This is a genomic window from Pseudomonas neustonica (assembly GCF_003797945.1).
Taxonomy (GTDB): Bacteria; Pseudomonadota; Gammaproteobacteria; order Pseudomonadales; family Pseudomonadaceae; genus Halopseudomonas; species Halopseudomonas neustonica.
The window spans coordinates 69,050-84,055 of the sequence record NZ_RKKU01000019.1 but is presented as its reverse complement, the minus strand read 5'-3'; the positions used below and the strand labels follow the sequence as shown (position 1 = coordinate 84,055).

Annotated in this window: 14 protein-coding genes; 7 read left to right on the top strand and 7 right to left on the bottom strand. The window is 54.5% G+C overall.

The window, feature by feature from the left end:
* Positions 1-463: 463 nt before the first annotated feature.
* Positions 464-883 (bottom strand): pilin, encoded by a 420-nt coding sequence (locus EF096_RS20625; protein WP_123890465.1) that lies wholly within the window; start codon positions 881-883, stop codon positions 464-466.
* Between the two features lie 279 nt (positions 884-1,162).
* Between EF096_RS20625 and pilB the strand changes: the two genes are divergently transcribed.
* The 6 genes from pilB (at position 1,163) to EF096_RS14200 (ending at position 6,856) form a co-directional block, all read left to right on the top strand.
* The gene (gene pilB, locus EF096_RS14225) at positions 1,163-2,863 is read left to right on the top strand and encodes a type IV-A pilus assembly ATPase PilB (protein ID WP_123890464.1); all 1,701 of its coding nucleotides are present in this window, start codon (positions 1,163-1,165) and stop codon (positions 2,861-2,863) included.
* Positions 2,864-2,866: 3 nt separating this feature from the next.
* Positions 2,867-4,129, top strand: coding sequence for a type II secretion system F family protein (locus EF096_RS14220; protein WP_123890463.1), 1,263 nt, complete (start codon positions 2,867-2,869; stop codon positions 4,127-4,129).
* A 3-nt stretch (positions 4,130-4,132) separates the two neighbouring features.
* Positions 4,133-5,005 carry a prepilin peptidase gene (locus EF096_RS14215; protein ID WP_123890462.1) on the top strand — a complete coding sequence of 291 codons (873 nt, stop codon included), beginning with the start codon at positions 4,133-4,135 and terminating at the stop codon, positions 5,003-5,005.
* 78 nt (positions 5,006-5,083) lie between these two features.
* On the top strand, positions 5,084-5,695 hold the full coding sequence (gene coaE / locus EF096_RS14210) for a dephospho-CoA kinase (protein ID WP_123890461.1): 612 nt from the start codon (positions 5,084-5,086) through the stop codon (positions 5,693-5,695).
* Entirely contained in the window at positions 5,692-5,880 is a 189-nt protein-coding gene (gene yacG, locus EF096_RS14205; protein WP_123890460.1) for a DNA gyrase inhibitor YacG, read from the top strand. The genes coaE and yacG overlap by 4 nt, the downstream gene beginning before the upstream one ends.
* Before the next feature lie 31 nt (positions 5,881-5,911).
* Complete coding sequence (locus EF096_RS14200) at positions 5,912-6,856, top strand: Nudix family hydrolase (RefSeq protein WP_123890459.1); 945 nt, start codon at positions 5,912-5,914, stop codon at positions 6,854-6,856.
* An 8-nt stretch (positions 6,857-6,864) separates the two neighbouring features.
* Here the strand turns inward: EF096_RS14200 and ispH are convergent, their stop codons facing one another.
* From ispH to murJ, 6 genes are all read right to left on the bottom strand, one after another.
* Complete coding sequence (ispH, locus tag EF096_RS14195; RefSeq protein WP_123890458.1) at positions 6,865-7,812, bottom strand: 4-hydroxy-3-methylbut-2-enyl diphosphate reductase; 948 nt, start codon at positions 7,810-7,812, stop codon at positions 6,865-6,867.
* A gap of 93 nt (positions 7,813-7,905) precedes the next feature.
* Positions 7,906-8,343, bottom strand: a complete 438-nt coding sequence (gene fkpB, locus EF096_RS14190; protein WP_123890457.1) for an FKBP-type peptidyl-prolyl cis-trans isomerase — start codon at positions 8,341-8,343, stop codon at positions 7,906-7,908.
* 91 nt (positions 8,344-8,434) lie between these two features.
* Positions 8,435-8,932, bottom strand: coding sequence for a signal peptidase II (gene lspA / locus EF096_RS14185; protein WP_123890456.1), 498 nt, complete (start codon positions 8,930-8,932; stop codon positions 8,435-8,437).
* Positions 8,925-11,750, bottom strand: a complete 2,826-nt coding sequence (gene ileS, locus EF096_RS14180; RefSeq protein WP_123890455.1) for an isoleucine--tRNA ligase — start codon at positions 11,748-11,750, stop codon at positions 8,925-8,927. The genes lspA and ileS overlap by 8 nt, the downstream gene beginning before the upstream one ends.
* A 22-nt stretch (positions 11,751-11,772) precedes the next feature.
* Positions 11,773-12,699: a bifunctional riboflavin kinase/FAD synthetase gene (gene ribF / locus EF096_RS14175; RefSeq protein ID WP_123890454.1), complete on the bottom strand. Its 927-nt coding sequence runs from the start codon at positions 12,697-12,699 to the stop codon at positions 11,773-11,775.
* 96 nt (positions 12,700-12,795) lie between these two features.
* Complete coding sequence (gene murJ, locus EF096_RS14170; protein ID WP_123890453.1) at positions 12,796-14,367, bottom strand: murein biosynthesis integral membrane protein MurJ; 1,572 nt, start codon at positions 14,365-14,367, stop codon at positions 12,796-12,798.
* A 274-nt stretch (positions 14,368-14,641) separates the two neighbouring features.
* Here murJ and rpsT point away from each other — a divergent pair, with 274 nt between their 5' ends.
* On the top strand, positions 14,642-14,914 hold the full coding sequence (rpsT, locus tag EF096_RS14165) for a 30S ribosomal protein S20 (RefSeq protein ID WP_123890477.1): 273 nt from the start codon (positions 14,642-14,644) through the stop codon (positions 14,912-14,914).
* The last annotated feature ends 92 nt before the right edge of the window (positions 14,915-15,006 follow it).

Below are 15,006 nucleotides of genomic sequence, written 5' to 3'. Positions count from 1 at the left end.
AGGATGTTGGCGATTACCTGATGGGGTATTACAACCAGCAACGGCCTCATACGTTCAACGGTGGTATATCGCCGGTAGTAGCCGAAGAAAAACTTATAATACTGTCCGGGATCAGTTGACCACTACACATTGAGCATTACCTCTTCAGCAAGCTGATAAGGCATTGTAGCTCTTGACCAACGTTTCGGCTGCTCGGAGTAAACCTGATTGCAGTTTTCGTGAAACTTCGCCAAGACTTCAATATCTGACCACTACTGCGGATAAAGGTCTTCACTGCGGCAGCACTCGCTCAGTTCTGTCTCTTAGAGACTGGGGTGCGATAGCACCCGCCAGGTTACTTCTGCTGGCGAATTGTAATTCCGAAAGCAGAAACACCAATCCCCGGCGGGCCGGGGATTGGTGTTAGCGCAAGAAGCTAATAATTGAGGTCAAGCAAAAATGTTAGCTTGAACCCTATTATTACTTAGCGGCAACCAGAAGGAATGTGGCTATCATCAAGCGTACCAGTACACGTCCAGCGAGAAATCTGGCCAGAACCTGTAACAGTTGGGGTCAGGACCAGGGTGTCGCCGGAGATCGCACCGTCATCAAAGGTTACAGTAATGCCACCAGCACCTGTTACAACCACATCACCCGCACCAAAATACTTACCTTCGAGCAGCTGCGCAGACGCGATAGTCGTAGCACTGGCAGCAGCCGCACCAGCTGTCGCAGAGTCAACCGCAATATCTGCCTGCAGACCAGCGGTCGCTTTCAGGCCTTCAGTTGCTTGGGCACGCGCCGTGTAATCTTGGTAAGCTGGTAGTGCAATAGCAGCCAAAATGCCGATGATCGCGATCACGATCATCAGTTCGATAAGAGTAAAACCTTTTTGAGCTTTCATTTAGTTCTCCATTCATATTTGAGATAGCCCTGCGGCTTGCCAACAAAAAGCAATTATCAGGCCAACCAAGAAAATCAAGAGCAAACCCGGTCCCACCTTGGATCCATTGCGCGCCTAACCTGCTAAGAGCGCCCCCAGACGTCGTTTTGTGACCATATTCGTCACTCTTACCCAGCACTAAAAAGCCCAGTCGCTATCTGACTTTCCGTGCAAGCCAACCAAGACCTATACTATAGTGAAGTTAAAATTCGCGCCTTGTATCAGAGATACGGACTCCCCATGGAAAACCCTTCCCTATCTGGCCTAGCCAGACGCATCGTGCAAGACGAGCTGCTTGATGCAGCAGTCGCGGCGAAAGCCACCCAGCAAGCTAGCCAAGATAAAATCCCTTTTATTACCTATTTGGTACAAAAGAAGCTCGCTAGTTCGCGCGACTTGGCCATGGTGTGTGCGGAAGAATTTGGCTATCCCTACTTTGATCTCTTAGCGATAGACAAGGAAGCACAGCCTCAGGATCTTGTTAGCGAGAAACTGATACGCCAACACAGCGTTTTGCCATTATTCAAGCGTGGCTCTCGCCTTTACCTGGCCACTTCAGACCCAACGAACCAGCAGGCTCTCAGCGACATCCAGTTCAACACAGGTCTAATGACGGACGCAGTCATTGTCGAAGATGACAAACTACATTTAGCAATAGAAAAATTTCTAGACAGCCCCACAGGTGGCCTGGGCGACATGTCTGATGCAGACCTGGATGATTTGGACATTCAGTCCGTCACTGATGACGACAAAAAGGACATGTCCAATGACTCCGACGACGCTCCAATCGTTCGCTTCGTCAATAAAATGCTACTGGACGCAGTGCGCATGGGGTCATCCGACTTGCACTTTGAGCCGTATGAAAAGGCATACCGGGTTCGCTTCCGCACCGACGGTATTTTGCACGAAGTTTCCAAGCCCCCCCAACAGCTGGGCGTTCGTATAGCAGCAAGATTGAAAGTCATGTCATCTATGGACTTAGCAGAAAGACGAAAACCACAAGATGGCCGTATCAAACTGAAAATATCAAAAAACAAAGCTATAGACTTTCGCGTGAACACCCTGCCCACCCTTTGGGGTGAGAAAGTCGTACTGCGTATTCTCGACTCGGAAAGCGCCAAGATGGGCATTGATGCGCTGGGCTACGAGGCAGACCAGAAGCAGATGTACATGGCGGCACTGGAAAGACCTCAAGGCATGATTTTGGTAACCGGCCCCACCGGTTCAGGTAAAACGGTCTCGCTCTACACCGGTTTAAACATTCTAAACACCGTAGAACGCAACATATCTACCGCTGAAGACCCGGTAGAGATCAACCTTGAAGGTATTAACCAGGTTAACGTCAACCCCAAACAGGGGCTGGATTTTGCTAAAGCCCTACGCGCTTTTCTCCGGCAAGACCCAGACATCATCATGGTGGGTGAGATCCGTGACCTGGAAACAGCAGAGATTGCCATCAAGGCAGCCCAAACAGGCCATATGGTGATGTCTACTCTGCACACCAACAGCGCTGCAGAGACACTGACGCGGCTGCGCAATATGGGCGTGCCGTCCTTCAATATTGCCACCTCAGTCAACCTGATTATCGCGCAGCGCTTGGCTCGTCGACTTTGCAAGAGCTGCAAGAAACCAATGGAGGTACCACGCGACACCTTGCTGGAGGAAGGCTTTGCAGCGGACAAAATTGATGCAGGCGTTACAATTTTTGGACCAGTGGGTTGCGAAAACTGTAAAGATGGTTATAAAGGGCGTGTAGGTATCTATGAAGTCGTCAAAATAACCCCAGCCATGCAGCGTATTATCATGGAAGACGGCAATTCTATTCAGATTTCTGAAGTAGCCCAGAGTGAGGGTTTTAGAAGCTTGCGCCAGTCCGCCCTGATGAAAGCAGAAGAGGGCGTTACCAGCCTGGCGGAAGTTAACCGAGTGACCAAGGATTAAGTCATGGCGCAACAAGCAGCACTAAAAAAGAATCCTGCAGCCGCCAATAAAAAGGCCAAGGAAGAAAAGCTCTACCCATTCAAATGGGAGGGTAAAGACCGGAAAGGCACCAAGATCACCGGCGAAATTCAAGGCTCAAATGCGGCGTTAATCAAGAACCAGCTAAGAAAGCAGGGTATTCTTGTAACCAAAATCAACAAAAAATCGACGCTTTTTGGCAAACGCGCAAAAAAGATCAAGCCACTTGATATCGCCTTCTTTACTCGTCAACTGGCAACTATGATGGAGTCTGGTGTCCCCATCATCCAGGCTTTTGAAATCATTGCCGAGGGAGCCGAAAACCCCAATATGGCCCAGTTGGTCAACGAGGTGAAAGTTGATGTGGCTGCAGGTAATACCTTGGCAGACTCGCTACGCCAACATCCTAAATATTTTGACGATTTGTTCTGCAACCTAGTCGAATCCGGCGAACAGTCAGGTCGATTAGAGTCGCTTTTGGATCGCATTGCGACCTACAAAGAGAAAACAGAAGCTCTTAAAGCTAAAATCAAAAAAGCGATGACTTATCCTGTTTCAGTAGTATTGGTTGCGGTCATTGTCACTGCGATCATGCTGCTTAAAGTAGTGCCGAGTTTTCAGGACGTTTTTTCCAGCTTTGGCGCGGAGCTCCCAAGCTTCACTCTTTTTGTAATTGGTCTTTCAGAATGGCTTCAGGCTTGGTGGTTTGTCGCTCTCATTGCGATCATCGTAGGCGGTTACATATATGGTAAAGCACATACGAAATCAAAAAAACTAAGGGATGCTGAAGATCGTGCTTTGCTAAAGGCTCCTATAGTCGGCGATATAATTTATCAAGCGGCCGTGGCAAGGTATGCACGAACACTTTCCACTACTTTTGCCGCCGGCGTACCCTTGGTTGAAGCACTTGACTCAGTCGCCGGCGCCGCAGGTAACGTAGTTTTCTACAACGCCGTCATGAAGATCAAAGAAGATGTCTCCGCGGGTTCACAGCTCAATTTCTCTATGCGCGCAACAAATGTTTTTCCATCATTAGCTGTACAAATGGCAGGCATCGGCGAAGAGTCCGGCAACCTCGACGGGATGCTAGAGAAGGTAGCCGACTACTATGAAGCAGAGGTTGATAACAAAGTCGACAACCTTACCACCCTGCTTGAACCGATGATCATGTGCGTGCTCGGCGTTTTGGTCGGCGGCCTCATCATCGCCATGTACCTTCCCATCTTCCAGCTCGGCAACGTCGTATAACGCATGCAAATTCTCGACTACCTGGCCAGCCAAGCGCTGGCCTTTATTTTGCTCGCAGGCCTGCTGGGCCTGATCATCGGCAGCTTCCTCAACGTGGTCATCCATCGCCTGCCCAGAATGATGGAGGCGCAGTGGCTGCAGCAAAGCCGTGAGATGCTGGAGCTGGAGTCACCAGAGGCAGAACAGACGACCTACAACCTGATATTGCCGCACTCCCACTGCCCTCATTGCAAGACCGAGATCAAGCCCTGGCAAAACCTGCCGGTGATCAGTTACCTGCTGCTCAGAGGCCGTTGCGGGCAATGCAAGGAGACGATCAGCGCTCGTTACCCCCTGGTTGAACTGCTTACCGCTGGGCTATCAATGCTGGTCGCATGGCAGTTTGGCTTCGGTTGGCCGGCGGCGGGCATGCTGGTGCTGACCTGGGGCTTGATCAGTCTTAGCATGATTGACGCGGACACCCAGTTACTGCCGGACGTACTCGTCCTGCCGTTGTTATGGCTAGGGCTGATTGCCAATAGTTTTGGTACTTACACCTCTCTGGACGAAGCGCTCTGGGGCGCCGTGGTCGGTTACCTCAGCCTATGGTCAGTTTATTGGGTATTCAAGCTGGTGACCGGTAAAGAAGGCATGGGCTATGGCGATTTCAAGCTGCTGGCTATGCTCGGTACATGGGGTGGCTGGCAAATTCTGCCACTGACTATCCTTATGTCATCGCTGGTCGGCGCTATTCTTGGCATCATCATCCTGAAGACGCGCGGACAGGACAATGCAACCCCACTGCCCTTCGGGCCTTACCTGGCTATAGCAGGCTGGATTGCACTCATCTGGGGTGAGACAATCACCAGCAGCTATATGCAGTTCGCTGGCTTCTGAGCCAGCGTAACGCCGCTGCAGACGGCACTTCGCATTATCATCTTGAATCCACACGCCCGGAAATAGCTGTTGCCCGTTATGAGTATGATCATAGGATTGACTGGCGGTATCGGTAGCGGCAAGTCAGCCGCAGCCAACCATTTTGCGACAGAGCACGGCATTCATGTGGTAGATGCCGATCTCAAGTCACGGGTGGTGGTAGAGCCAGGCAAACCGGCCCTGGCGCACATTGTTGATCGCTTTGGTGATGACATATTGCTGCCGGACGGCAACCTCGACCGAGCGGCATTACGCCAGCGTATTTTCAGCGACGCTGATGAGCGTATCTGGCTCGAATCCTTACTGCATCCACTGATTCGCGAAGAGACCCTGCGCGACCTCAACAGCGCGACCTCGCCCTATGTGCTCCTGGTTTCGCCGCTACTGATTGAGTCAGGGCAGCACCACCTGACCAGCCGGGTCATAGTGGTAGACGTGCCTGAGGCGCTGCAGCTCGCCAGGACGGCTACGCGCGACCAGGTTTCCGAAGATCAGGTGAAAGCTATCATGCAAGCACAGTCGCAGCGCGAAGCCAGGCTCAGCCAGGCCCACGACATCATTACCAATGATCGTGATCTGGCCCACCTGCACGAGCAGGTCAACACATTGCATCAGCAGTATCTGGCTATGCTGCAGGAGAAAAACCCATGACCCTGAATGTTGAATGTCCAACCTGCAAGGCACCCGTCACCTGGGACGCCAGCTTTCCTGACCGCCCCTTCTGTTCACAGCGCTGTCGCTTGATTGACCTGGGCGCCTGGGCTTCTGAAGAACATGTCATCCCCGGCAATGAGCAGGAACAGGACGTGTTTTCCGAAGACCTGTCCCGGCAATGATCCCATACCGCCCAACGCCCTCGGCACACTGATGCGCCGCATTCACGTGATGGCCGGAGTTATCGTAGACCCGGCCGGCAATATACTAATCGCCAAGCGCCCTGACAGTAGCCACCAGGGCGGATTGTGGGAGTTTCCGGGTGGCAAGCTGGAGTCGGACGAAGAGCGCCTTGCAGGGCTGAGTAGGGAGCTGCAGGAGGAGCTGGGCATCCAGGTTATTGAAGCTCACCCACTGATAGACATCCGCCATGACTATACCGACAAGTCCATTCGGCTGGATGTATGGAAGGTCACTGCTTTTTCGGGTGAGGCACACGGTGCCGAGGGCCAGCCGGTGCGCTGGGTACCGCCACAGACACTGTCTGATTTTGACTTTCCGGCAGCCAACAAGCCCATCGTGATCGCAGCGCAGCTGCCTGATCAGTACCTGATCACACCGGACACCGACGAACAATCGCTGTTGGCTGGACTGGAGCAGGCCAAGGCTAATGGCATTCGCCTCGTGCAACTACGTCAGACCCAACTGGACTGCGCCGCGTATCGTGATCTGGCGGTCAAGGTGCTGGAGCGCTTTGGTGACCACTTTCAATGGCTGCTCAAAGGCGACAATCCGCCAACCTGGCCCGACGCTGGCTGGCATCTCACCAGTGCCCAGCTACGCCGCCTATGGCAGCAGCGCGCACAACAAGCGAAGCCAGGCAACAAACTAATGGCCGCCTCTTGCCACAATGCGGAAGAATTGCAGATGGCGATGGAGCTGGGCATCGACTTTGTAACGCTATCGCCTATTGCTGCGACCCAAAGTCATCCAGGCAGCGAGCCATTGGGCTGGGCGGCTGCAGAGCAACTGATGCAAGCGGCAACTCTGCCAGTCTACCTGCTCGGGGGTATGACGCCTGAACATCTCGACCAAGCGCGCAACTGCGGCGCGCAGGGTGTAGCCGGCATCAGCGCGTTCTGGCCAGACACGCACTAAAACCAACGTTATTCAACCTCAACTACCCTCAGCTCTTTCGGCATGCTGAAGACGATATTCTCTTCCTGCCCGGCCAACTCTTCAGCACCGGTGGCACCTTGCGCATGCAGATGCTGAATAACCTGGCGCACCAGCACGTCAGGCGCGGACGCACCCGCCGTCACGCCGATATTGTTTGCCATAGCCAACCACTGCGGCTGAATCTCATCAGCCCCATCAATCAAATAAGCTGGCGTACCCATACGCTCAGACAACTCACGCAGACGGTTGGAGTTGGAGCTATTCGGGCTACCCACCACCAGTACAAGATCACATTCGCGGGCTAGCTGCTTGACCGCATCCTGACGATTCTGGGTGGCGTAGCAGATATCATCCTTGCGCGGCCCATCGATAGCGGGGAAGCGACTACGCAGCGCATCAATCACCCGCGCCGTATCATCCATGGACAAGGTGGTTTGCGTTACAAAGGCCAAGCGCTCCGGATCTTGTATTTGCAACTTGGCGACGTCTGCTTCGTCCTCAACCAGATAGATTTTGCCACCCCTAGCCTCGTCATACTGGCCCATGGTGCCCTCAACTTCGGGATGACCGGCATGGCCAATCAGCACGCACTCGCGGCCGTCGCGACTGTAACGCGATACTTCCATGTGAACCTTGGTCACCAGCGGGCAAGTCGCGTCAAACACCTTAAGGCCGCGGTCGGCCGCTTCCTGGCGCACAGCCTGAGAAACACCGTGTGCGCTGAAGATAACAATGACATCGTCTGGCACCTGATCAATTTCTTCGACAAAAATCGCGCCACGACTACGCAGGTCTTCAACCACAAATTTGTTATGCACCACTTCATGACGCACATAAATGGGCGGGCCAAATACTTCAAGAGCGCGATTAACGATCTCGATGGCGCGATCAACGCCGGCGCAAAAGCCGCGGGGGTTAGCCAATTTGATCTGCATAGGTACCTCGGGAGGAAAAGGCGAGTGTCGCTGGATTATTCGTCATCGCAACGTCGAATGCGGTTAGGCGACTAACAACAGAAAGCGGCCTGCTCAGGCCGCCTGTACATTGATGATTTCCACATCGAAGGTAATCACCTTACCCGCCAGTGGGTGGTTAAAGTCAACCTCAACCACCTGATCGTGGATGGTTTTCACTACACCGGGTAGCTCACCGCCAGCCGCATCCCGAAAGATAACCAATAGACCTTCTTCCAGCTCCATTTCGTCGAATTGATCACGCGGGATAGTTTGCAGGTTCTGCGGATTACCAGGACCGAAACCGCGCTCAGGCTCGATTTCAAAACCGCGCTTGTCGCCCGCCTTCAAGCCAAAAATAGCCTGCTCAAAACCCGGCAACAAGCTGCCATCGCCTACCTTGAAGGTGGCTGGCTGCTTATCTAGCGTGCTATCGACCACATCGCCATTAGGCAATTTCAGCGTAAAGTGCAAGGTAACCAGTGTGTCGTGGTTGATGCGCAGATCAGTCATGTGGGTACCTCAATGTAAATTTTACGTGACGTGAGGGGCTGTTTGGGCTGAGCCTCTAACAGCGACACCAGCTACTTCTAGCTTCTAGCTTCTAGCTTTGGGACGACTTCTTACCCACAAACATATCCAGTATCAGGCAGGCTGCGCCGACCGAGATAGCGCTGTCGGCAATATTGAACGCCGGGAAGAACCAATCCTGTTGCCAATGCACCAGAATAAAGTCGATCACGTGCCCCAATACCACTCGATCATACAAATTGCCCAGCGCACCACCCAGGATCAGTGCCAGTGCGACGGCCTCCAGCCGCTTACTGCGATCCAGCCGAGACAACCAGACGCAGAGCACAACACTGACCACCACCGCAATCGCGGCAAACAACCAACGCTGCCAGCCTGCGGCATCAGCCAGAAAGCTGAAGGCGGCACCCGTGTTGTAGGCCAGGGTGAAGCTGAACAGGTCCGGGATCACCGGTACCTGTTGATACATGCCCAGATTACTGACAGCAATCCATTTGGTCAGTTGGTCCAGCGCGATTACCACCAGCGATAGCCAGAGCCACCCCAGGCTACCTTTGTTGGCTTCAGGCATGCTGACGCACCTCACCAGCCCCTTCGATATTGTCTACGCAGCGACCACAGATCTCCGGGTGCGCCGGGTTAACACCCACGTCTGAGCGGAAGTGCCAGCAACGAGCGCACTTGGCTTCGACCGACTTGAGAATGCGCAGCTTGAGCCCTGGTAGCTCAGTCGCTACCGCGTCATTGGTCGCGTCTGCCAGTGGCGCCAGCGTGGCCTGAGAGGTAATGAGTACAAAGCGCAGCTCATCACCCAGCTTCGCCAACTGCTCACTCAAGGCAGACTCTACGTACAGCGTCACCTCGGCCTCAAGGTTGCCGCGAATCGCCTTGGCGCTACGCAGATTTTCCAACTCTTTGTTTACCGCCTCTTTAACACCCATGACGGTAGCCCAAAACTCGCGACCCAGGTTCTGATCAGCCGGCAGCTCTGCCAAGCCGTCGTACCAGGTGTTCAACATGACCGAGTCATTATGCTCACCGGGCAAATGTTGCCACAACTCTTCCGAGGTGAAGGACAGCACTGGCGCAATCCAGCGCACCAACGCCTCAGCGATGTGGTACAGCGCAGTCTGGCAAGAGCGACGGGCAATACTATTGGCCTGCGTGGTGTACTGACGATCCTTGATGATATCCAGATAGAAACCGCCCAACTCCTGCACGCAGAAATTGTGTACTTTCTGGTAAACGTTCCAGAACTTGTAGGTGTCGTAGGCTTCAACGATTTCCGCCTGCAACAGGCGCGCACGATCGACAGCCCAGCGGTCCAGATCCAGCATCTGCTCTGCAGGCAGCGCATCCACTTTCGGATCAAAGCCATTCAGATTCGAAAGCAGGAAGCGCGCGGTATTGCGGATGCGGCGGTAGGCGTCGGCACTGCGCTGCAAAATCTGGTCAGATACCGCCATTTCACCGGAATAATCGGTAGACGAAACCCACAGACGCAGAATATCGGCGCCCAAGGTGTCGTTCACTTTCTGTGGTGCGATGGTATTACCCAGCGACTTGGACATCTTGCGGCCATTCTCGTCGACCGTGAAACCATGGGTCAGCAAACCGCGATAGGGCGCGTGCCCATCAATCGCACAGCCGGTCAGCAACGAGGAGTGGAACCAGCCACGATGCTGATCAGAACCTTCCAAGTATAGGTCGGCCAAGGGCCCCTGCTGATGCCCCATCGGATTGGAGCCACGCATCACGTGCCAATGGGTGGTGCCGGAGTCGAACCACACGTCCAGGGTATCGCTGATCTTGTCGTACTGTGCAGCCTCATCCCCCAACAATTCACTCGCATCCATATCGAACCAGGCGTCTATGCCGCCTTGTTCAACACGCTGAGCTACCTGTTCGATCAGCTCAAGGGTGCGCGGGTGCAGCTCTCCGCTCTCTTTATGCAGAAAGAAGGGAATCGGCACACCCCAGTTACGTTGCCGCGAGATACACCAGTCAGGGCGACCGGCGATCATATTGTGCAGGCGCTGCTTGCCCCATGCGGGGACAAAATCGGTCTCTTCAATAGCCTTGATCGCTTGTTCGCGCAAAGACTCACCGCCAGCGACCGGCAGATCCATACCAACAAACCATTGCGCAGTGGCGCGATAGATCAGGGGCGTTTTGTGGCGCCAGCAATGCATATAGCTGTGGTTGATGCTCTCGTGCTTGAGCAGAGCACCGACTTCTTCAAGCTTGGCGACGATGGCCGGATTGGCCTTCCAGATAAACTGGCCGCCAAAGAATGGCAGGTCAGCAACGTAAACACCGTTGCTCTGTACTGGGCTGAAAATGTCGTCATTGGTCATGCCGTACTGTTTACAGGCGCGGAAGTCATCCTCACCGTAAGCCGGTGCCGAATGCACCACGCCAGTACCCGCATCCAGCTCAACGTATTCAGCCAGATATACTGGAGAGAGGCGATCATAAAATGGGTGGCGGAAATTGATCATCTCCAGCGCTGTACCCGGTGCAGTCGCCAGCACCTCGCCCTGCAAGCCATAGCGGGCCAAGCTGTCAGCTACCAGATCTTCAGCCAACAGCAGCAAGCGCTCGCCGGTATCAACCAGCGCGTAGTTGAATTCGGGATGTACGTTCAACGCCTGGTTAGCAGGAATGGTCCAGGGCGTGGTCGTCCAGATCACGACAGCCGCAGGTTTGGGCAGCGCGGCTAGGCCAAACGCGGCGGCCAACTTATCGGCATCCTCTACCGGGAAGGCAACATCAATGGCATCAGACTTTTTGTCCTGATACTCCACTTCGGCCTCGGCCAGCGCCGAACCACAATCAAAGCACCAGTTAACCGGCTTGAGCCCTTTGAAAACGACACCCTGCTCGACCATCTTGCCCAGCGCACGGATCTCACCGGCTTCGTTGGCAAAGTTCATGGTGAGGTAAGGGTTATCCCAGTCGCCTAGCACGCCAAGACGGATAAAGTCGGCTTTCTGCAAAGCGACCTGCTCGGTCGCGTAGGCGCGACTCAACTGACGCACCTTGTCTGCCGGCAAATGCTTGCCGTGGGTCGTCTCCACCTTGTGCTCAATTGGCAGGCCGTGGCAATCCCAACCCGGAACGTAGGGCGCGTCGAAGCCAGATAAGGTCTTGGAGCGCACGATCATATCTTTGATGATCTTGTTCAGCGCATGACCAATATGGATCACACCGTTAGCATAGGGAGGGCCATCGTGCAGGATGAACTGCGGACGACCCTGGCTGACCTCACGGATACGCTGGTACAAACCGTCAAGACGCTTGAGGGTTTCTGGCTCACGATTGGGCAACCCGGCCTTCATCGGAAAATCCGTGGCGGGCAGGTTCAGTGTCGCTTTGTAATCAGTCATCTCGGTTCAGGCTCTTTTAAGTTCACAGGCCCCATTGGGCCCTGGCCGCGGCAAAATCAGCCTTGATTGCCGCCTGCAATTCATCCAGCGAGTCGAAACGTTGCTCGTCTCGCAATTTTTCGTGAAATACGACATCCAGCCGGCGGCCATAAAGGTCGCCAGCAAAATCAAAAAGATGTACTTCCAGATGCGCCTTGCCGTCGCCCTTCACCGTCGGACGCTTGCCAATGTTGGCAACGCCCTTGAGCTGAACACCGTCCAGCTCGACGCTAACGCGGTAAACACCGTGCAACGGCGGATTGACGCGCTTCAGCTGGACATTCGCGGTAGGCGCGCCAATCGTACGCCCCAGTTGCTGACCATAAAGCACTCGTCCGGCAATACTGAACGGCCGACCAAGCAGGCGCTCAGCCAAAGCAAAATCCCCTTCGCCCAGCACCTGACGCAAGCGCGTACTACTTATACGCTCGTCGCTTTCCGCGACGGTATTGGCTGCCTCGACAGTGAAACCATGGCGCTCACCGCTATTTTGCAGGAAAGCGAAATCACCGGAGCGATCACAACCAAAGCGGAAATCATCGCCCACCTCAAGATGTTTCACCCCGAGCCCATCGATCAACACCTGCTGAACAAATTGCTCGGCACTGAGTTCACGCAAGCGACGATTAAAGGCCAGACACAACACGCGATCGACGCCCTGCGCCTGCAATAGCGAGAGCTTCTCGCGTAGGCGCGTCAGTCTGGGCGGAGCGGCATCGGGGGCAAAATACTCTCGTGGCTGCGGCTCAAATATCACCACACAACCGGGCAGTCCGAGACGTGCAGAGTGCGCACGCAACCGGGAGAGAATCGCCTGGTGGCCGGCATGCACGCCGTCGAAGTTGCCAATTGTTGCAACACAGCCCCGGTGCCGGGGCCGCAGATTATGTAGACCGCGGACCAGTTCCATAATGCTCGTTAATGGTGGATCAGTCGAAACGCTGGAGTATACAGGTTTGCAGCCGCCAACGTCATGCACGCTGTCGCTGCGACGCTTTGCAGTACATCAATCGTTACGCAGATCGCGCAAGCGCAGGCCACCAATCAGCAGCACCAGCAGGTAAACACCCATACCCGCAGCCACCAGCAGCGTCATTTCCCCGGCTTTTTGCTGCCACCCCCACACCAGCCAATCCTGCGTTGGCGGCACCAGCCACAACAATACCAACGCCATTGCTACACAGGCAGCTAATAAACGAGCCGTAAAGGCCAGCCAACCGGGTTGTGCCTGAAACACGCCTGCCTTGCGTAAGCCCCACCAGAGCAGCCCGGCATTCAAGAGTGCAGAAAGCGATGTCGCCAACGCTAGCCCCACATGCGCCAATGGCCAGATAAAGATCAGATTCAGGCCCATGTTGGTAATCATGCAGATAATCGCAATCTTGACCGGCGTTTTGGTGTCCTGGCGGGCAAAATAGCCGGGGGCCAGCACCTTGATCAGCATAAAGGTCATTACCCCAACGGAATAGGCCCGTAGCGCAGCAGCGGCTTGCACCACGTCCTCGTCAGCCATAGCGCCATAATGAAACAGCGACGCAATCATTGGCTCAGCGAGCAACAGCAGCGCAATAGCGGCCGGCACACCGACCAAAAGCACCATACGCACTGCCCAGTCCAGCGTGCGCGCAAAAGCGCGCGGATCTTCGGCCGAGTGCTGGCGCGACAGTGCTGGCAAGATTACGGTACCTATGGCGATACCAAAAGCGCCAAGCGGTAGCTCAGACAGACGATCTGCGTAATACAGCCAGGAAATACTGCCGGTTTGCAGGAAAGAGGCGAGCACAGTGTCCAGCAATAGATTGATCTGACTAACCGACACCCCAAACAACGCGGGGATCATCAACGTCATAATGCGCTTAACACCCGGATCTTTGCGATTGGGCCGCGGCGTTGGCAAGAGTTTGATCTGCGCCAGAAACGGCAACTGAAACAGCAGCTGCGCTACCCCGGCGATAAACACTCCCCAGGCAAGCGCCATGATTGGCTGATCGAAATAAGGGGTAAGGCATACGGTGGCGCCGATCATACACACGTTAAGCAATACCGGAGTAAAAGCCGGCACCGCAAAGCGGCCGTAACTATTGAGGATCGCACCACAGAGTGCGGTCAAAGAGATCAAAAACAGATAGGGGAAGGTAATACGCAACATATCGGTAGCCAGTTCAAGCTTACCGTGGTCGTCGTGAAAACCTGGCGCGAACAGCATGATCAACACTGGCGCGCCTGCCACACCCACCGCTGTAATCGCAGCAAGCGTCAACCCGAGAGTTCCGGTTACCCGATCAACCAGCTGCTTGACGTCTGCCAACGCGCGCTTGGCGCGGTACTCGGACAACACAGGTACAAAGGCTTGAGCAAAAGCACCCTCGGCAAACAGCCGGCGCAAAAAGTTTGGGATCTTGAACGCAATAAAGAAGGCATCAGCCTCGGATTGCGAGCCAAAGTAAGCCGCCACCACCACATCACGCACCATACCCAGAATACGTGACAGCAGCGTCATTACACTGACAACCATCCCTGAACGCAGGAGGCTTGGGGCCTTTGGAGGCTGCTTGTCGGAGGATGGAGATTGGGTCATGAATGTGCGCGCCAGGAAAAGCCGACATCATAGCGCCCCGCCGCCCGAATTGTCAGGTGCCGCCAACGTAATCAGCAAACAAGTAATAGAGGTACACCAAGCGCTTTCCCTGTATACTCTGCGCACCGCGCCGAACGACAGGCAACTCTTTGCTGGCATACAGCAAAACCGCCTGTCGGTTTTCCTCAGCCCTCTTGACATTAACCTGTCTCGGCTGCATAGTACGCGGCCTTATTTGTACCTAATTCATCCAGATTTTCTGAGGAGCACGACGGTGGCCAACTCACCTCAAGCCAAGAAACGCGCCAAGCAGGCCGAGAAGCGCCGCAATCACAATGCAAGCCTGCGCTCCATGGTCCGTACCTACATCAAGAACGTGATCAAGGCTATCGACGCCAAAGATCTCGAGCAGGCTAAGACTGCCTATACTGCAGCTATTCCGGTCATCGACCGCATGGCTGACAAGGGCATCATCGACAAGAACAAGGCAGCTCGCCATAAGAGCCGCTTGAACGCACACATCAAGGCAATGGCTGAAGCCGCCTGATCTGCGATTCTTGTTGCAAAAAAAACCGGCCTTGAGCCGGTTTTTTTATTGCCTCGTATAACCACTTGGCACGTCTAATCTATCGCAACTTC